The 19,527-nt window shown below is 33.7% G+C and carries 17 protein-coding genes; 9 read left to right on the forward strand and 8 right to left on the reverse strand.

Annotated elements, in window-relative coordinates; all coding sequences use genetic code 11:
* The first annotated feature begins 26 nt into the window (after positions 1-26).
* Positions 27-611, forward strand: coding sequence for a 50S ribosomal protein L25 (locus tag KQI85_RS03395; protein WP_216574684.1), 585 nt, complete (start codon positions 27-29; stop codon positions 609-611).
* A 199-nt stretch (positions 612-810) separates the two neighbouring features.
* Here KQI85_RS03395 and KQI85_RS03400 read toward each other — a convergent pair whose 3' ends face one another.
* Genes KQI85_RS03400 through speD form a run of 4 tightly spaced genes read right to left on the reverse strand, consistent with a single transcriptional unit; the run spans position 811 to position 4,209 of the window.
* Positions 811-2,319 (reverse strand): polyamine aminopropyltransferase, encoded by a 1,509-nt coding sequence (locus KQI85_RS03400; RefSeq protein WP_216574685.1) that lies wholly within the window; start codon positions 2,317-2,319, stop codon positions 811-813.
* Between the two features lie 7 nt (positions 2,320-2,326).
* On the reverse strand, positions 2,327-2,758 hold the full coding sequence (locus KQI85_RS03405) for a DUF350 domain-containing protein (RefSeq protein WP_216574686.1): 432 nt from the start codon (positions 2,756-2,758) through the stop codon (positions 2,327-2,329).
* A 30-nt stretch (positions 2,759-2,788) separates the two neighbouring features.
* Complete coding sequence (locus KQI85_RS03410; protein WP_216574687.1) at positions 2,789-3,856, reverse strand: DUF4178 domain-containing protein; 1,068 nt, start codon at positions 3,854-3,856, stop codon at positions 2,789-2,791.
* The gene (gene speD, locus KQI85_RS03415; RefSeq protein ID WP_216574688.1) at positions 3,856-4,209 is read right to left on the reverse strand and encodes an adenosylmethionine decarboxylase; all 354 of its coding nucleotides are present in this window, start codon (positions 4,207-4,209) and stop codon (positions 3,856-3,858) included. The genes KQI85_RS03410 and speD overlap by 1 nt, the downstream gene beginning before the upstream one ends.
* 481 nt (positions 4,210-4,690) lie before the next feature.
* On the opposite strand from speD, the gene KQI85_RS03420 reads away from it, so the two are divergent.
* Both KQI85_RS03420 and KQI85_RS03425 read left to right on the forward strand, forming a co-directional pair.
* On the forward strand, positions 4,691-6,388 hold the full coding sequence (locus tag KQI85_RS03420) for a B12-binding domain-containing radical SAM protein (protein WP_216574689.1): 1,698 nt from the start codon (positions 4,691-4,693) through the stop codon (positions 6,386-6,388).
* Positions 6,389-6,577: 189 nt separating this feature from the next.
* Entirely contained in the window at positions 6,578-7,327 is a 750-nt protein-coding gene (locus KQI85_RS03425) for a PolC-type DNA polymerase III (RefSeq protein WP_216574690.1), read from the forward strand.
* Between the two features lie 175 nt (positions 7,328-7,502).
* On the opposite strand, the gene KQI85_RS03430 is transcribed toward KQI85_RS03425, so the two are convergent.
* A complete protein-coding gene (locus tag KQI85_RS03430; RefSeq protein WP_216574691.1) occupies positions 7,503-8,105 on the reverse strand; it encodes a tetratricopeptide repeat protein in 603 nt (200 codons plus the stop codon).
* Between the two features lie 367 nt (positions 8,106-8,472).
* On the opposite strand from KQI85_RS03430, the gene KQI85_RS03435 reads away from it, so the two are divergent.
* The 6 genes from KQI85_RS03435 (at position 8,473) to KQI85_RS03460 (ending at position 14,718) form a co-directional block, all read left to right on the forward strand.
* Complete coding sequence (locus KQI85_RS03435; protein WP_216574692.1) at positions 8,473-10,026, forward strand: VanW family protein; 1,554 nt, start codon at positions 8,473-8,475, stop codon at positions 10,024-10,026.
* 384 nt (positions 10,027-10,410) lie between these two features.
* On the forward strand, positions 10,411-11,391 hold the full coding sequence (locus tag KQI85_RS03440) for an AIR synthase-related protein (protein WP_216574693.1): 981 nt from the start codon (positions 10,411-10,413) through the stop codon (positions 11,389-11,391).
* Between the two features lie 688 nt (positions 11,392-12,079).
* A complete protein-coding gene (locus tag KQI85_RS03445) occupies positions 12,080-12,562 on the forward strand; it encodes an Lrp/AsnC family transcriptional regulator (RefSeq protein ID WP_216574733.1) in 483 nt (160 codons plus the stop codon).
* Complete coding sequence (locus KQI85_RS03450) at positions 12,559-13,728, forward strand: aminotransferase class I/II-fold pyridoxal phosphate-dependent enzyme (protein WP_216574694.1); 1,170 nt, start codon at positions 12,559-12,561, stop codon at positions 13,726-13,728. The genes KQI85_RS03445 and KQI85_RS03450 overlap by 4 nt, the downstream gene beginning before the upstream one ends.
* A 13-nt stretch (positions 13,729-13,741) precedes the next feature.
* Positions 13,742-14,212: a chemotaxis protein CheX gene (locus KQI85_RS03455; RefSeq protein ID WP_216574695.1), complete on the forward strand. Its 471-nt coding sequence runs from the start codon at positions 13,742-13,744 to the stop codon at positions 14,210-14,212.
* 14 nt (positions 14,213-14,226) lie between these two features.
* Positions 14,227-14,718 (forward strand): tRNA (cytidine(34)-2'-O)-methyltransferase, encoded by a 492-nt coding sequence (locus KQI85_RS03460; protein ID WP_216574696.1) that lies wholly within the window; start codon positions 14,227-14,229, stop codon positions 14,716-14,718.
* Positions 14,719-14,910: 192 nt separating this feature from the next.
* Here KQI85_RS03460 and KQI85_RS03465 read toward each other — a convergent pair whose 3' ends face one another.
* Genes KQI85_RS03465 through KQI85_RS03475 form a run of 3 tightly spaced genes read right to left on the reverse strand, consistent with a single transcriptional unit; the run spans position 14,911 to position 19,431 of the window.
* Positions 14,911-16,335, reverse strand: a complete 1,425-nt coding sequence (locus KQI85_RS03465) for a cell wall metabolism sensor histidine kinase WalK (RefSeq protein ID WP_216574697.1) — start codon at positions 16,333-16,335, stop codon at positions 14,911-14,913.
* Positions 16,332-17,036 carry a response regulator transcription factor gene (locus tag KQI85_RS03470; protein ID WP_216574698.1) on the reverse strand — a complete coding sequence of 235 codons (705 nt, stop codon included), beginning with the start codon at positions 17,034-17,036 and terminating at the stop codon, positions 16,332-16,334. Before KQI85_RS03470 ends, KQI85_RS03465 begins: the two co-directional genes overlap by 4 nt.
* Positions 17,037-17,052: 16 nt before the next feature.
* Positions 17,053-19,431, reverse strand: a complete 2,379-nt coding sequence (locus KQI85_RS03475; protein WP_216574699.1) for an endonuclease MutS2 — start codon at positions 19,429-19,431, stop codon at positions 17,053-17,055.
* Positions 19,432-19,527: the final 96 nt, after the last annotated feature.

The following is a 19,527-nucleotide window of genomic DNA, read 5'->3' on the forward strand; positions in this document are numbered from 1 at the left end:
TTTTATAATTTTGGAGGAAAAGTTAAATGAATACTTTAAAAGCAGAAAAAAGAAATCAAAAAGCCAAGGCTTTGAGACGTGAAGGCTATGTAATTGGCAATTTAAGCGGACGAGAGATAGAGGGTTCAATACCTGTCAAGATGGTACAGGCAGATGTAACTGAACTATTTAAGACATGTAATAAGGGTAGTCAGATATACTTAGACGTTGAAGGTACTAAGTATGATGCTCTTATCAAAACAGTAGATTATGATCCTGTTAAGAAGATGGTTATGGATATTGAATTCCAGGCACTTGTAAGCAATGAGAAGATTCATAACGTAGCCGAGATAGTTCTTTGTAATGAAGAAAAAGTAACAGAAGGTGTTCTTGAAGAACTTCTTGAAGAAGTATCTTACAAGGCATATCCAAAGGATCTTGTAGATAAGGTTGTAGTAGATGCAGGAGATATGAGAATTGGCGATACAATAAGAGTAAGAGATCTTGATATTGCCAAGAATCCTAATATTGAACTCCTTACCGATTTAGATGCTATTGTTGTTAATGTAATCGCATCCAAGAATGTAGCTACTGATGATGATGCAGAAGAAGAAGGCGAAGAAGAAAAATAATTCTATATAGTTGATGATTAAGATATGCTTAATAAGCGGATTAATCATTAATGATAAACTGTAAATAGAGCAATAATAAATATAATAAAAAACTCCCATGACAGAGAACTAAGCGCTGTTGTGGGAGTTTTTTGGTTCTAAACTTTACTTGGGGGTAGAGTTTAGAACCGTTTTTCTATCTTATAGAACACTATATTTACTAATCCCAGTTACGAACTGCATCTGAATAATACTGAATTAGTACAGGTTTTGAAAGTGAATTGACATTGGCAGTTTCTTTTCCACTTAATTCATCTTTACCAAATACAAACATTGCAGGTGCATTATCATTAGTAAGATATTTTGTCTCGACATTAAAATTGAACTTAGTAGTGTCAAGTTCCTGTTTAGAAGCAAGGTTAAAGCCCCAGTCACCAAAGGCGGGAACCTGAAGATGATAAGGGGCAGTGTTAAAACCTTCGCTTTCGAGTGTCTTATTGATGCACCAGAAAGCTTTAGAAGCATAGTATGGACTTATAGACTGTACATTAATGATGCCATCTTCTGTAAGTGAATTAGCACACAGGCGGTAAAAGACATTAGTGTATAGTTTGTTAAGTGAATCATTGTTAGGATCTGGAAGATCTACTATTATTACATCATATTTGGCAGTGTTATCTTCGAGAAACTTATAAGCATCAGTATTAATTATTGTTAATCTGTCATTGGTCAGCGAGTTATTGTTAAGTGCAGATATCTGAGGATTCTCAGAGCATATTCGAATCATTTCAGGATCAAGATCCACGAGTGTTATATGTGTATTTTCATATTTGAGCAGTTCTCTTGCTGCCATTCCATCACCGCCGCCAAGTACAAGAACATTGTCATGTTTTTTGGCGATTGACATTGGAATATGCACGAGTGCTTCGTGATATCTATACTCATCAAGTGAGCAGAACTGAACATTACCATCAATATATAATCTAAGATCATCTCTGTGTTTTGTTATTACAACTCGTTGATATTTGGTCTGCTCTGAATAGATTACATTATCTCTATATAGACCATTCTCTATATAATTTGAGATGTTTTCAGAGAAAAACATACCTAAAGCCATTATACATAGAAGTGAACAGACAATTGCTTTGTATACAGGTGCGTTTTTGATACGGTCTTTGTATCTGAATACAATGAGCGTTGCAGCGATTATATTCATTGTACCTGTTAAGAATGCAGTTGAGAAATATCCAAGCTGTGGAAGAAGTATAAGTGGAAATGCGATAGAACCTATGAGTCCACCTATATAATCAATACTAAATAATGATGACAGAGTAAGTCTGAGGTTTTCATTATCTTCTTCTATTATTCTTGTAAGAAGTGGAATCTCAATACCTACAAATGTTCCTATTATAATTATCTCAGCATACATTACAATAGCATAACTTTCAAGGTAGAGATTAGCGAGAAATAAGCTTAATGCACTTATTCCGCCAAAGATACCAACTCCAATTTCAACAATCACAAAGCAATTGAACAGATTTTTTTTCATGTATTTAGATATGTATGAACCAAGTCCCATAGCACACATATATAGTCCGATTGTTATAGAGTACTGGAGTGTTGTATCGCCCATAAGGTATGAACTTACAGCACTTATTATTAATTCATAGCACATTGAACAACCAGATATTATTAACGTTGTAAAAATAAGAAGTTTATAATTTTTCATAATACACCTACATAATTACCCCACTTATAATTGTTGCAATACCGATGAATATTCCTGCAACCATAATTCCTGCAGCAGTATTGCCATTGCCAATCTCATCATTAAGATTGTATTTGCGGTTAAATAGACTTACAAGGTAATATCCGATACCAAGGAATATGACACCGATAAAGAAATATATAATACTTCCCAAAATACCTTCGCTGATACTTTCTTTGACTTCTGATATAACAGGTGACATAATTGCAGCTTTAAGAATTGTACCTATTGCGATGAAAGAGCCTGCACATAGGAATCCGACTGCCTGGTTACCTTTTTTTATCTCAGTAGGAAAATGACATGGGATAAGAAGGTCGATTAAAAAGTTTCCGGCAATCATAAGTATAATTCCGATTAATGCGTAAATGCTTACATCTAAAAGATCATATAAAATAGACATTGTAAAAGTCTCCTTTCTGTTGGTTATTAATTATTTACCACTGCTTAGTCCACCGCCTGAAGATGTTCTATGACTTGAACTTGACTGACGTATACTCTTTGAGTAAGTATTATAGTAACTGTCTGAATCATAACTAACTTCAGTGTCATTATATGAACTATATGGTGAATATCCAGAGTATGATGAGCGATCACTATAGTAACCCTTAGTGTAGTAATATCGTCTGTAATAGCGGCTTGTTCCTGTTGATGAATGATATGGGTCGGAATCTGTATAGTATGCATATTTTCGTGAAGATACCTGAACCAGAGTATCGCCATCTGTTGATGTATATATAAGACAGTATTCATTGTTAGTAAGAATTGCAATACTGTTGTCATCATCTTCGCTATTTTGCATTATACTGTTTGTTTTACCATCTATACCTGTGATTATATCCGTAACAGTTTCACTTATATCCATTTGTGATATGTATACAGTAGCTTTCTGCGAGTGCTCTCCGGTTATTGATGTACTGTAATGATAATTAAGATCATTGTTAGATACATAATCTTGTATAGCATGCTTCTTATTACCCGAAATCAGGAAAAAAGTAGTTGTAATAATAAATAATAATGGTACAAGCAATGCACAGATGGCCAATGTTTTAACAGGTTTTCTGCTATGAGAATGATATGATTTAGAATCCTCTCTATTGCTTATAAGATTAATATCATATTTTTCTATATAGTGTCCTTTTGAGTATTCTTTGTCACCATCCCAATCTTCGCAGGAATAGATAAGTTCTTCTGTCTGGTCTTCGTATTCCGTAAAATAGAAATGCTCGTTTGGATCAACATCTATATTGCCAAGTGCAGCAGTAACAATAGCAGAACCCGAATCGACAATATGGTATCTGCTATCAGGGGCTGTGCGGGTGTTATAGCTTATTGAATATTCATTATAAGTATCATCGATACTAAGCCATGCTTCATTTTTACCTTTAAGATGGTATTCATCCCATGAACAATTATCATTGGTGTTTCTGCAGGTCATTTTTCCGATTACTGTATAACGTTCTCCTTCAACTGTTATCACAGAACCTATTTTTAAAATCATTATTTCATCTTCTTTCTATGTGATATATTACGTTCAATTTTTTTATAGACAATATCAGTGGCATCAAATGCTTCTTTTAACATATTGGCAAGAATCTCAGGGAGATCCTCATTACATGAAAAGATATCAATAGCTGCGTAATTATATTCAGGCCATGTATGCACTGAAAAATGTGATGTGGTTATAACTGCGATATAAGTTACTCCATAGGGACTAAAGTGATGTGAACATTCTTCAACTATATCAGAGTTAATATCTGCTATAATCTTATGTGAGAGTTCTCTAATACGCACAGGATCATCAACAATCTGACTGTTACAACCATATAGATCAACTAAAAGTTGACATGCCATATTAATTATGTACTCCTTTCTTTTTTATAGTATAGTATAAGTAACTAAAAAACTTATATCAGTAATATACAGCAAAGCCTTATACTATGAAATGTACAGTAAAAACTTATACCGGTAATATACAGTAAAACCTTATATTAGTAATGTACAGTAAAGCCTTATACCAATAAATATACAGCAAAAACCTATACTGGATATAAGTAGTAATCTTTGCAGATATTTAATATATGCTTCATTATAACATATAGAAACTATAAGTGTTAAAAAATGTAAAAAACATTGACATATTTTATAATTTTTTTTCAAATATAATTATTTCAATTATGTATGATATGAAGTATAATGATATGGCGTTATAAATGTATTATAAGCAAAACGGAAACTGAAGATTAATAATAGAATGCAGTATTTCGTGGTGATATTGTAAAATCACAAAGCGTCTTCTATGCGAAAGCATAGTGAGAGATAAAGGAGAAAAAATATGAAAGTATTATTGACAGCAATTAATTCAAAATATATTCATTCAAATCTCGCTGTATACTGTCTTAAAGCTTATGCGAAGAAGTATATGGATAATATTGAGATAATGGAGTTTACTATTAATAATCAGACAGATTATATTCTATGTGAGATGTATAAAGAGAAACCGGATGTTATCGCAATATCATGCTATATATGGAATATTGGTATTGTAAAAGAAGTTACAAAGGAACTTAATAAACTTATGCCTGATGTACCTATATGGCTTGGCGGCCCGGAAGTATCTTATGAATCAGAAAAGACACTTAATGATATGCCTTGGATTAAAGGCATTATGTGTGGTGAAGGTGAAGCTACTTTTAATGAGATTATGGAGTACTATTTTGAAAAGAATAATACACTTAATCGAATTAATGGAATTGTATTTAGAGATGATAATGGTGAGATTATAAGAACGAGATACAGAGAACCTATGAATCTTGATGATGTGCCATTTCCGTATGAACATATGGAAGATTTTAAGAATAAGATTGTATATTATGAGAGCAGCAGGGGATGTCCATTCAGATGTAGTTATTGTCTGTCATCGATAGATAAGACAGTAAGATTTAGAAGCTTTGAAAAAGTTAAAAAAGAACTTCAGTTTTTCCTTGATAATAAAGTGCCACAGGTTAAATTTGTTGATAGAACTTTTAACTGTAAGAAGAACTATGCCATGGATATATGGAGATATATTATGGAACATGATAATGGAATAACGAATTTTCATTTTGAGATAGCGGCAGATCTGCTTGATGAAGATGAGATAGAGCTTATGCGCCACATGAGGCCGGGGCTTATACAGTTAGAGATAGGTGTTCAGTCAACTAATATTGATACAATAAAAGAGATAGATAGAGTTATGGACTTTGACCATCTCTCAGAGATTGTAAAACAGATTAATAATACTAAGAATGTTCATCAACATCTTGACCTTATAGCAGGGCTTCCTTATGAGACTTATGATATATTCAAAAAATCATTTAATGATGTATATGCACTAAGACCGGAACAGTTTCAATTAGGATTTTTAAAAGTTCTAAAAGGCTCTAAGATGTATATGAATGCCAAGGAATATGGAGTTGTATATAAGAGTACACCACCTTATGAAGTTATGTATACAAAATGGCTTACATTTGATGAAGTTATAAGCCTTAAGAATGTTACTGAGATGGTTGAAGTATATTATAACAGTGGTCAGTTCTCTAATACGATGGAGTATCTTACTAAGTGCTATGATACAGCATTTGATATGTATGATGCACTTTCAGCATATTATGTTAAGAATGATCTTTTTAGCATGAAACATTCAAGAATAACAAGATATACTATCCTTAATGAATTCATTATGGAGAATGTTAATGAAGAAGACAGACAGGTGCTTAATGAGATTCTCATATTTGATCTTTATCTTAGAGAGAATATGAAGACAAGACCTAAATTCGCAGGAGAAGTTAAGGATTATATGGAGATACTTAAGGCCCTTAACATTGATAAAAACAGAGGAAAGATGGTTCATGCAGAGAAGTTTTCGTATGATATAGAAAAGACTGTTAAGCAGAAACAGCCGGTAAAATATGAGAATTATGTAATATTCGATTATGAAAGACGTAATCCGCTTAATTATGAAGCATATTATACAGTAGCACCGTTACATTAAGATAGGGATTGATTTTAATAAAGATGATGTAGGAAAATTTTGCGATAAAACTTTCCTGCATCAGTATGATTGCCATATCAAGATGTGTATCAAAGAGTGTAGGAAAGCCTTATTATAAAGATTGTCTGTTGTATGCAAAAATAAATTTGTAAATGTTTGTTATAAAAATATAAGCGAAAGGAAAATATAATGAAAAAGTCAGAAGATGAATATACATATATTGCACTTGATCTTGAGACAACCGGACTTAGTCCCATTGACAATAGAATAATAGAGATTGGTGCAGCTAAAATTGTTAATGGAGTGATAGAAGATAAATTCATTACATTTGTCAATCCACAATGTCATATACCTCATTTTATAACAGACATTACGGGGATAAGTGACGAAGATGTGGAAAACGCACCGGTATTTGAAGATATATGTGGAAGACTTATAGAATTTCTTATAGGATATCCACTTCTTGGCCATAATATAATTATGGATTATAGTATGCTTAAGGAATCTTTTTTAAGATGCGGTATAAAATATAGCACAGAAGGAATTGATACACTTAAGATAGCAAAGAGCATACTTCCGGAGGCTGAGAAAAAGAGCCTTGAGTACCTTACAGAATATCTTGGCATTGAAGTAAATGCTCATCACAGAGCGTATGACGATGCAATCGCAGCGTATGAATTATATACAATTCTTTTGAAAAAAGCAAAAGAAGATAATATATATGAAACAGATGATATAGCAAAAATTTTTGGCTCAAAAGAGCTTGTATATAAAGTGAAAAAAGCATCACCTATAACACCAAAACAGGTAAGATTCCTTGGTGCACTTATTGCAGACAGGAATATAACTGTTGATAGAGATATTAAAAGCCTCACAAAAAGCGAGGCTTCAAGAGCAATTGATGAGATTTTATCAGGCGATTTTAAAGGATTTAAGTAGTAAGGATTAGATGACTTATTATTCATAATACGCAAATGTGAATATTCTTACAAAGGTGTATATCCTTACAAAAGTATATATCCTGACAAAGGTGTATATCCTTACAAAAGTATATATCCTTACAAATGTGTATATTCTTACAGATGCATATAAGGTTAAAGATAAGATTTTACATTTATGCTTTTAGCACAGTAAGTTTCTTAATTATGCTGTCTTTGGTAAGTGTATTAAGACTTTTTGCCTGTTTAATAAGCTCTTCAATCTTATCATTATCACCATTTTTGGAATACTCATTAGCAAGTGTAAGATATATTCTTGAAGAATCTGCCCCTGCCTGTATGGCATATTCGAGTACAGTTACTGCTTTATCTGCCATACCTTCTTCAATAAGACAATCTGCCCATGTATTAAGAGTATTGATTAGAATTGTAAAATTCTCATCGTATGATGAAAGTGCAGGAAGATTAGCGGCACCATACTTGAGTTTTAAATCGGTATTAGTTATACCTGCAAGATTGAGAATACGCTTATCAGCCAGCTTTTTAACCGTTTCCTGACATGATAATATTTTTTCACTACAATTTTCTAAAAAAGGTAGGGATTTTAGAGGAATTGTGATATAATCTAGTGAGTCAATATTTTGACGCCTTGTAAGATTGGCTTTCTGTTCACGAAGAAGAAAGTCCTCATGGGCTTTTTGGTTGGATTTACTGCTTTTGCCAAGCTCATATCTGAGCCATACTACGAATACGATGAAAAATGGTAAAAAAAGTTTCATAATGAACGCCTCTCTTATAATAGTATTTTAAATAATAATGTAACACATTACGTTATAGTTATAGTTTTATCAAAAGGAGTGAGTTGTAATGATAAATTTTAACAACAGCAAAACAAGAAAAAGGATATCAACAGTAATCATAGTTGTTCTCATTGTAGCAATGGTGGTTCCGATGATATTAAGCGCTGTTTTGTAAATCTATGTTTTAAATATACATAAATTAACAAAAAGTGTCAATAAAATAGCAAATTATTAGGGAGTAATGACCTTGCGTAAATATAAGTTAGTGTGTATACTATATTTACAAGTATAGTTTCCGATGAGGAGGATAAGGAAACTGTTATTAAAATGAGGAAGGATTAAAGAAATGAAAACTAGGAAAATTATTATTAGTTTAATTGCCACAGTGTTCGTTATCTGTCTTGGTTTTACAGGATATGTATATGCTGCCACAGTAACAGCAGATGATAATACAATATGTAATGGTGTAACAATCGGACAGTTTGATGTAAGTGGACTTACTAAAGATGAAGCTCTTAATAAGATTAACGATTATGTTAATTCACTCGCTAACAGCAATATTAACTTTACTGTACAGGGAGATACGGTAACTTATAAAGTTTCCGATTTTGAACTTACATGGTCTAATCCTGAAACTGTAGACGAGGCATATGATCTTTGCAAGAAGGGGAACATTCTTGAGAGATATAAGAGTACAAAAGATATAGAGAGTAAAGGTCAAAAGTATGATCTTAATCTTACAGTTAACGAAGAACTTTTAAAAGAAACTCTTGATAAAGCATTTGCAGCTTATGAAAAAAAAATGGTGAATGCTTCTATAAAAAAAGTAAGCGGACAGTTTGTTGTAACTGATAGTGAAGAAGGGCTTGGAATTGATATTGATACAACAACATCAAATCTTCTGTCACAGCTTCTTGATCCATCATGGAGTGGTAATGACTTTAATGTTGATGTTATAACAGAAGTTATTAAACCAAAATATACGAAAGATGCCTTTGCATCATTCTCATCAACTCCGCTTGGAACAAAGACAACAACATATACAGCCGGTGCTAAGAATCGTAATGCCAATATAAGACGTGCGACAGAACTTATTAATGGAACAGTTGTATATCCAGGTGAAGAATTTAACACTAATAGCATACTTAATCCATTTACTTATGAGAATGGATATTATGATGCAGGTTCTTACGAAGGCGGACGAGTTGTTGATAGTATTGGTGGTGGTGTATGTCAGGTATCATCAACATTATTTAATGCAGTTCTTTATTCAGAACTTGAGGTAACTGAGAGATGGGCACATTCAATGTCAGTATCTTATCTTCCATTATCAGCAGACGCAGCACTTGCCGGAGATTATAAGAATTTTAGATTTGTCAACAGTACAGATTATCCTATATATGTAGAAGGAACAACAACTTCAACTTCAGTAACATTCAGCATATATGGTGTAGAGACAAGAGATCCTAACAGAAGCATAGCTTTTGAGAGTGAGACTCTTGCAATATATGAACCGGATCAGGATGTTGTAACAGAAGATCCAACACTTCCGGCAGGAACAAGACAGGTTGTATCACAGGCTCATACAGGTAGTAAAGCACAACTTTGGAAGATTGTATATTATAATGGCGTTGAACAGAGCAGAAGTGTTATATATACAAGCACATACAAGTCAACACCTAATTATATAACAGTTGGAACAATGCAGACTGAACCAGAGACAACTGCTACACCAGAGATTGAGACAGATGAGAGTGGCAATCCAATACCAGTTGAGACAGATGAGAATGGTAATCCGGTACCAACACCTTCAGAAGGTGAGACAGCGGAGACACCATCAGATACACCACCTGATAATGATACTCCGGTAGAACCACCGGCAGAAAGTGTAGCACAGTAATTTAAGCAATTATTTAAGCAAGAAACATTGAAGATTTAGTTTCGTGCGTAATTTACGGCATTTGCAAAACTCATAATATAATTAAGTTTTTTGCAGATGCCGAATTTTTTTAACATGGATTAGTTAGTTGCAGATGCCGAAAATTTTTAATATGAATCAGTTAGTTGCAAGAATATCCTTTGACAGACTAGATTGGTGGATTGATTATATGCATGTACATCTTTAATTGACATTGGCATATCCTGTAAGTATGAATAGAAAGTATGAATAAAATAAAGAGAAAGGAAAATACTGTAAAACGAATAGTATATATGATTTGAAACTATCAGACAGAATCTGTAGATGTGATTGTGGAATTATTAGTTTTCAGTAAAGGTGTGATATATGAAGAGTGGAAAACTTCCAGAGAGTATGCTTAAAAGAAGCATTTTTAAGCAGATTAGAAATAAGAGAAAAGAAGTAATTACCGGGGCTAAAGTTGGTATTGATGGTGCAGTTATAGATGTAAGAGGTGCTGAGAGTGTAATCACATCATCATCATACGCATGTGGCAGCAGTGAAGAAGACGTGTATATGGCAGTTGTACATGGTGTTAATAATGTTAAGGTTATGGGTGGTAATCCTGTGGTGGTTGAAGATGTAATTCTTATACCAGAAGACTATAATGAACCAGAACTTAGAAAGATAATAGAGGCACTTGAAAAGGCAGCTTGTGATGCAAATATACAGATATGTGGTGGTCATACACAGATTGTATCAGCTGTTAATGAACCTGTTATTACAGTTAATGTAATAGGTATGACAGATAAGATTATGACTAAGTCAAAAGCACACGCAGGTATGGATATTGTCATGGTAGGATACTCTGGAATGGAAGGAGTATATCTTGCAGCACTTAAAAAAGAAGATGTAATAAAAGAAAAATATAATTCATACATATATGATATGATTATGGAATATAAAAATAATCTTCTTATAAAAGATGAAGCCAAGATTGCAATATCAGCGGGTGCAGATATTCTTCATGATATTGGAGAAGGTGGAGTCTTTGGAGCATTATGGGATATAGCACAAGTGGCAGGAACTGGTATAAAAGTTGATTTTAAAAAGATTCCTATAAAACAGGAGACAATAGAAGTATGTGAGATATTCGATATTAATCCATATGCACTTAAATCAGCCGGTTCATTTATAATTATATGTGACAGAGGCTATGATATGGCTGAATATCTTAGAAGTAATGATATAGATGCCACAGTAATAGGGACAACAACAGATAATAATGATAGAATACTTATTAACGAAGACGAAGTAAGATATCTAGAGCCACCAAAACGTGACGAATATTATTCTTTTTATGCATAGAGATGCATTTAAAAATCTCACAAGATAGTTCTTTGAGCAACGCCCGGATTAATATATATCAACAAAAACACGCTTTCGCTAAGTGTCCATCGTAGCGGTACTAAGTTCGCCATACATCTTAGATGTATAGCTTACTAAGTGCCGACGATTACCACATTGTTTTCTTTTGATACATATTAATCCGGGCGTTGCCAATATACGTTTTTAAGAGATTTTTAAATGGTTATTGGCTTACGATATGCAATTATGCTAAGTCTTAGTATTATACTTGCGAGAGTTTTACAATTATAAGTTTTTAGATTTTTTTAGACATTTTATGTAAATATGTGTATAAATGTATATATTTCACGAAAACGTAGCTGCGAAACTCATCGAAACGAAAATTGGATTGCCAGAGTATAAATAACATCAAAAGAAAACAATGTGGTAATCGTCGGCACTTAGTGCGTTGGAAGGCAAAGACTTCCAACAAACTTAGTACCGTTACGATGGACACTTAGCGGGAGCGTGTTTTTGTTGATGCTATTTATACTCTGGCAATCTTAGATTACATATATATGAGTTTCGCTTAAATATACTTTTCTAAAAAACTAATATATTTGGGAGAAGTGACGAAACTATAGTATGAATGCATAGATTTTGCAAAAATGTGAGCTTTATAAAAACATCATTTGGGGGACTGATTATGATTAGAGAGAAAATATTATCTATATTGGAGAAGAATAGCAGAATAGATCTTAAAGACGTAGCGATACTTCTTGGCGAATCAGAAGTAGATGTAGCTAATGCAGTTGCAGAACTTGAAAAAGAGAAGATTATATGTGGTTATCATACACTTATTAATTGGGATAAGACTTCTGAGGAGAAAGTTACAGCACTTATAGAAGTAAAAGTTACACCACAAAGAGGACTTGGATTTGACAGTATAGCAGAGCGTCTGTATAAATTCGAAGAAGTTCATGCAGTATATCTTATGTCTGGTGGTTTTGATTTCACAGTAATAATAGAAGGTAAGACTATGAAGAGTGTTGCACAGTTTGTATCAGAGAAGTTAGCACCACTCGATGCAGTATTAAGTACATCAACACATTTTGTCCTAAAAAAATATAAAGATCATGGGACAGTACTAGATGAAGAGACTAAAGATGAAAGGATGCTGGTGACACCTTGAGAAATCCATTATCAAAGACAATTACACAGATAGAACCATCAGGAATAAGAAAGTTTTTTGATATAGTAGCAGAGATGAAAGATGCCATATCACTTGGAGTTGGTGAACCCGATTTTGATACTCCATGGCATATAAGAGAGGAAGGAATATATGCACTTGAAAAAGGACGTACATTCTATACTTCTAATGCTGGTCTTATGGAACTTCGTGTAGAGATATGTAATTATCTTGACAGAAAACTTGGATTAAAATATTCTCCAAAAGAAGAAATAATGGTTACAGTTGGAGGAAGTGAAGCAATAGATGTTGCACTTCGTGCAATGCTTGATCCGGGTGATGAAGTTATAATTCCACAGCCAAGTTATGTATCATATCTTCCATGTACTAAGCTTGCAGGCGGAACACCAGTAATAGTGGAACTAAAGGCTGAAGATAAGTTTAAGCTGACTGAAGAAGCTCTTAAGGCAGCTATAACGCCAAAGACTAAGGTACTTATACTTCCATTTCCTAATAACCCAACCGGTGCAATTATGAATTATAAAGAATTAGAAAAGATTGCTAAAATTGTTATAGATAACGATATTTATGTAATCTCAGACGAGATTTATTCCGAATTAACATATAATGGTATTCATGCGTCTATTGCACAGATAGATGGTATGAAAGAAAGAACAATTGTAATAAATGGTTTTTCAAAAGCTTATGCAATGACAGGATGGAGACTTGGATATGCTGCAGGTCCACACATTATTATGGAACAGATGATAAAGATTCATCAATATGCAATTATGTGTGCACCAACAAATAGTCAGTTTGCAGCGGTAGATGCACTAAAAAATGGAGATGAAGATGTTGCGAGAATGGTTGAAGCATATAATCAGAGAAGAAGATATCTTATACATACGTTTAATCGTATAGGAATGGAATGTTTTGAACCGGAAGGTGCATTTTATGTATTTCCAAGCATAAGAAGATTTGGTATGACAAGCGATGAGTTTGCAACAAGACTTCTTATGGAAGAAAAAGTAGCAATAGTACCAGGAACAGCATTTGGCAATTGTGGAGAAGGATTTTTAAGAGTTTCGTATGCCTATTCGCTTGATAACCTGAAAATAGCACTTGGAAGAATAGAAGCATTTGTTAATAGGCTTGATATAAAGTTGTAAGGAGGCTTTTTTTATGGCAGATATTAATATTGAATATATTAATCCTTTCCTGGCATCAGCCAGCAGGATATTGAAGGATATGTGTCAGATAGAGACTAAGGTTGGCAAGCCTTATGTTAAGGCTAGTGAATTTGGAGGTGATACAATAATCATTATGATTGGTATTACAGGTGAATTCAGAGGTCAGGTGCTTATTGCTTTTGATAATTCAGTTGCACTTGATATAGCATCAAAGATGATGATGATGCCCGTATCAGAGATGAACGAGATTGCAACAAGTGCGATAAGTGAGATGGGTAATATGATACTTGGTAATGCAGCAACGATTTTATCTACAAAAGGCGTTGGAATAGACATTACACCACCAACTATATGTCGTGGTACAGTATCTTTTACAACAACTTATGCAAAAAATATTTGCGTTCCACTAACATATGGTGATAATATGTGTATTGAAATAGATATTGCATTAAAAGTAGAATAGGAAGTAACGTAGATATGAACATTGTATTATTAGAGCCTGAGATACCATCTAATACAGGCAACATCGGAAGAACATGTGTAGCAACAGGAACAAGCCTTCATCTTATTAAACCACTTGGATTTGATATAAGTGATAAGGCAGTTAAAAGAGCCGGTATGGATTACTGGCCACAACTTGATCTTCATGTATATGAGAATTATGAAGATTTTATGGAGAAGAATCCGGGAGCAAAAGTATATTATGCGACAACTAAAGCACCATATATATATTCAGAAGCTCATTATGAACCAGATTGTTTTATTATGTTTGGTAAAGAGAGTGCAGGAATTCCTGAGAAGATTCTCTATGATAATCAAAAGACATGTGTCAGAGTGCCGATGATAGGTGATATCAGAAGCCTTAATCTGTCTAATTCAGTTGCAATCGTATTATATGAAGCACTAAGACAGAATAATTTTGCAGGGATGAACTGTGAAGGTCATCTTCGTACATTTGAATGGAGATAGGATAATTAATAATAGTTAATAGTATTTGATTTATTTGATTATAAAACAATATATTAAAAACTCAGTAATCCATTTAGAAATCTCTAAAAAACATATATAAGCTCCAAAAGACTAATATATCAAAAGAAAACAAAGAATGTGTTTTTTATTGATATATTAGGTGTTTTGGAGCTTGTATATTATTGCACATTATTATATATTATCTTTCGCTTTAGAAAGTGTGAATATGAATTCAGTTCCAACACCTTCAGTACTTATGACATTAATATTCTCTTTATGCGTATTAAGAATCTCTTTAACTATTGAAAGTCCAAGTCCTGTTCCTCTCTTGTCTTTGCCTCGTGATAAGTCTGATTTATAAAAACGATCCCATATCTTAGGAATACTCTCTTTAGGAATACCAATTCCGGTATCTTTGACAGAGATGAAGACTTTATCACCTTTTTCAGTAGTGGTTATATGTATAAAAGAGTCAGTTTTACTGAATTTTATTGCATTATCAATCAGGTTATAGAGAACTTGTTGAATCTTACTATAATCAGCAAGAACATAATTCTCTTTTTCATCGAATATTAGATTAAATTTGATATTCTTAGATGAACATGTACCTTCGAATGTGAGAATAACCTGTTTGATCATCTGGTTGATATCAAAACGTGTTATCTCAAGGCGTGCTTCCTTGCTATCCATCTTATTAAGTGTCAAAAGTGAACTTGTAAGCTTGGTAAGACGTTCAGTTTCATTGATAACAATATTTAAGTATTTGCCTTGTAATTCCTGAGGAATTGTACCATCAAGCATAGCTTCAAGGTAGCCTTTTATTGAGGTAAGAGGAGAACGAAAGTCATGTGATATATTGGAGATGAACTTACGTTGATATTCCTCTGTCTCATTAAGTTCTTTTGCCATATAGCTCATAGCATTAGCAAGATTACCCATCTCATCATCTGATTGTACATTAAGTTCATATTTAAGATTGCCACCGGCATATTCTCCGGCAGCTACTGTTATCTTCCTAAGTGGGCGAAGAACCCACATTCTGAATATAATTAAGAATACCATAGAATATGCAAATACCATAAATACCATGATAAAAGTAATTATAAGATAACTGTCTTTTCGTGGAATAATATTATCAACAGGTTCGTGAATAAGAACATAACCTCGTATGCTATAATGAGAAGTGATTGGTGACATTACAGTTATCATCTCTTCGTCAAAATAGCCATAAAAATCACCCTGTTGATAATATTTGCCGCCATTGGCAGTTGGATCAAATTCTTCAATGACTTCAGGGATCTCGCTTGTCTTGCTTGTCTGCTTGCGTGTATCTAATACAATTGCACCTGTAGTGTCAATAATCCATATCTGTCTGTCCATCATTGTATCAAGTCTTTTAAGCTCAAGAGAAGTCTCATCCATTGTCGATTTACTGCTAAAATATGACGATGCATAAGCATTTACAATGGTATTAGCTTCTCGATACATTGAGTCAACTTCTTCTTTTATAAGATTTTTATAAAAGAGTTTGTTAGAAACTGTTGCCACTGTTATAAGACTCAATATTGCAAAGACTATATATCCGATTACGAATTTGGAATTAAGTGTCCGGTTCATCGTTTCACCTCAAATTTGTATCCAATTCCCCAAACGGTTGATATGCACCAGTTTGGATGATCTTTTATCTTTTCTCTGAGACGTTTGATATGAACGTCAACAGTTCTAGTATCACCAATATATTCATAGCCCCAGATGTGGTCAAGAAGCTGTTCTCTTGTGAATACCTGGTTAGGTGATGAAGCAAGAAAATATAATAATTCCAGTTCTTTTGGAGGCATCTCAAGGGATTCACCTTTGTATATAACTGAATAATTAGTAAGATTGATTGTAAGGTCAGGATATTCAACATACTCACCTTTTTGAACAGAATCAACCGGAATTGGTTTTGTTGTATATCTTCTTAATACAGCTTTGATTCTGGCTATAAGTTCTTTGGTATCAAATGGTTTTATCATATAGTCATCTGCACCAAGTTCAAGACCTAAGACTTTATCAAAAATCTCGCCTTTTGCAGAAAGCATAATTATTGGAACGGGTGAGTCTTTTCTTATCTCTCGGCATACCTGGTAGCCATCCATACCAGGCAGCATAAGATCGAGAAGAATAAGGTTAGGCCTAAAAGTCTGATTGGCTTTTAGTGCACTTTCTCCATCGTTAACAATCATTGTTTCAAAACATTCCTTGATAAGGTAGAGTGATACTAATTCAGCGATATTATTATCATCATCTACTATTAATATTCTTTGTTTAACTGTCATTAAATAATCCCCCAATTTATTTAAATTCTACGATTGTAACACCTGCATCGCCTTCACCAAATGTACCAAGGTGGTAAGATTTAACATTTTTCTGACGTTTTAGATGCTGATGTACAGCATTTCTTAAAGCTCCTGTACCTTTTCCATGAACGACACGAACTTTAGGAAGGTGTGACAAATAGGCATCATCAAGATATTTGTCTAATATTGCAAGTGCATCATCAACAGTATTGCCGATAAGGTTAATCTCTGGTGAGATAGAGAATGACTTAGACATCTTTATCTTACCCTGACCTGTTTTTGACATATTAGGACCTGTAACTACAGGCTCGTCAATTATCTCAAGATCTTTGATATTAACCTGAGAGCGGAGAATACCCATCTGTACAAATACTTCACCTTTTGCATTAGGTTTTGAACTTATTGTACCCTCTAGATTAAGGCTTAATACTTTTACTTTATCACCAAGTTTAAAATCTTCAGGTTTGTGAAGCTTTTTAGGTGCTTTGGTATTCTTGATTGCAAGATGATTCTGAACTTTGCCGAGTTTTCCACGAAGTTTTTCACGATCTCTTTCCATATCTCTGAGTTCAGGTGCTGCTTTTGCATATTTATTAAATTTCTTGATTGTCTCGTCAGCATAATCTTTAGCTTCTGTAAGAATCTCATTGGCTTTTTCATTGGCATTTCTAAGTATAGCTTCTTTTTTCGCTGCGATTTGTTCATTTTTGCTTTCAAGTTCTTTTTTGAGTGTTTCAATCTCGGCTTTGTAAGCTTCAATTTCGGCTTTTTCTTTTTCAATCTTTACTCTGTTAGTCTCAAGTTCTGAGAGTAAGTCTTCAAAAGCTTCATCCTGTGAATTAAGAAGTTTTTTTGCATTGTCAATAATGTAAGAAGGCAGGTTTAATTTGCTTGATATTGCAAATGCGTTACTTTTTCCAGGAATACCTATTAACAGACGGTATGTAGGGCTTAATGTCTCAACATTAAATTCACAGCAGGCATTACATACTCCGTCAGTAGTAAGTGCATAGACTTTAAGTTCACTGTAGTGTGTTGTTGCCATTACTCTTACTTCGCTCTTGTGAAGTGAAGTAAGTATTGCTGTTGCAAGTGCAGCACCTTCTGTAGGATCTGTTCCTGCACATAATTCATCGAATAGTACAAGTGAGCGATAGTTGGCTTTATCAAGTATCTTTACAATATTAGTCATATGTGATGAGAATGTACTAAGGCTTTGCTCAATGCTTTGTTCATCACCTATGTCTGCATAGATCTCTTCAAATACTGATATACATGAACCATCAAAAGCAGGAATATGAAGACCTGCCTGTCCCATAAGAGAGAGAAGTCCGACAGTCTTTAGAGAAACTGTCTTACCACCTGTATTAGGTCCTGTTATGATAAGTGAAGTGAATTCATCACCAAGATATACATCTATTGGCACTACTTTTTTAGGATCTATAAGTGGATGGCGGCCTTTTTTGATATTAATATAGCCGTCTTCGTTAATTGAAGGCTCGGATGCTTTCATTAATTTTGATAACCCTGCTTTTGCAAATATAAAATCAAGGTCTGTAAGTGTTGTAACATTCTTAGTGATATCTTCTGCATATGCAGCTACTTCGTTAGTAAGTCTTCCAAGAATTACTTCTATCTCATCATGTTCTTTGATCTCAAGTTCTTTTAGCTCATTATTAAGCTTTACTACTGACATTGGCTCTATGAATATTGTTGAACCAGTCTGTGACTGGTCATGAATCATACCTGGAACCTGAGATTTATATTCGGATTTGACAGGGATACAGTAACGGCCATTTCGCTGTGTTACAACATATTCCTGAAGATATGTTCTTTGTGTCTGTGAACTTACGATAGAAGTAAGTTCTGCTCTGATCTTCTCATTAGCATTACGCATTGCACGTCTGATTGACTTAAGCGTAGGGCTTGCGTCATCACTCATCTCTTCATCAGAGATAATACAGCGTTTAATCTCATTGTTAACAGGAGTTAATGGTGCGAGAACTTCAAACATATCGTCAAGAGAATCTTTTTCGATCTCGTCATTTTCCTGTCTTGAAAAAGCTTTTACTCTGTTAGTAACGTCAAGGACGCTGCTTATTGCTAAAAGCTCTGCCATTGACAGAATACTTCCGATTTCAAGTCTTTTTACTGAGGCTCTTACATCTTTTAAACCGGAGAAAGATACACTTCCTTTTTGAAAAATACGGCTTAGCGCATCTGAAGTGTTCTTTTGCATAAGTTTTATTTCATCTATATCTGATAAAGGAACAAGTTTTTCACATTTTTCTTTTGCCATTGATGATGAAGCAAGAGCAGTAAGTTTTTCGATTATTTTATTGTATTCAAGTGTTTTTAATACTTTGCTATTCATATCGTTATCTTCCTTATTATTATTGTATTTGTGAGGGTTTCGGTTACATTTTACCTTATATATGGTAAAACTTCAAACGTTTTTTCGGAGTGCATT

This window comes from Falcatimonas sp. MSJ-15 (genome assembly GCF_018918265.1).
Classification (GTDB): domain Bacteria; phylum Bacillota; class Clostridia; order Lachnospirales; family Lachnospiraceae; genus Falcatimonas.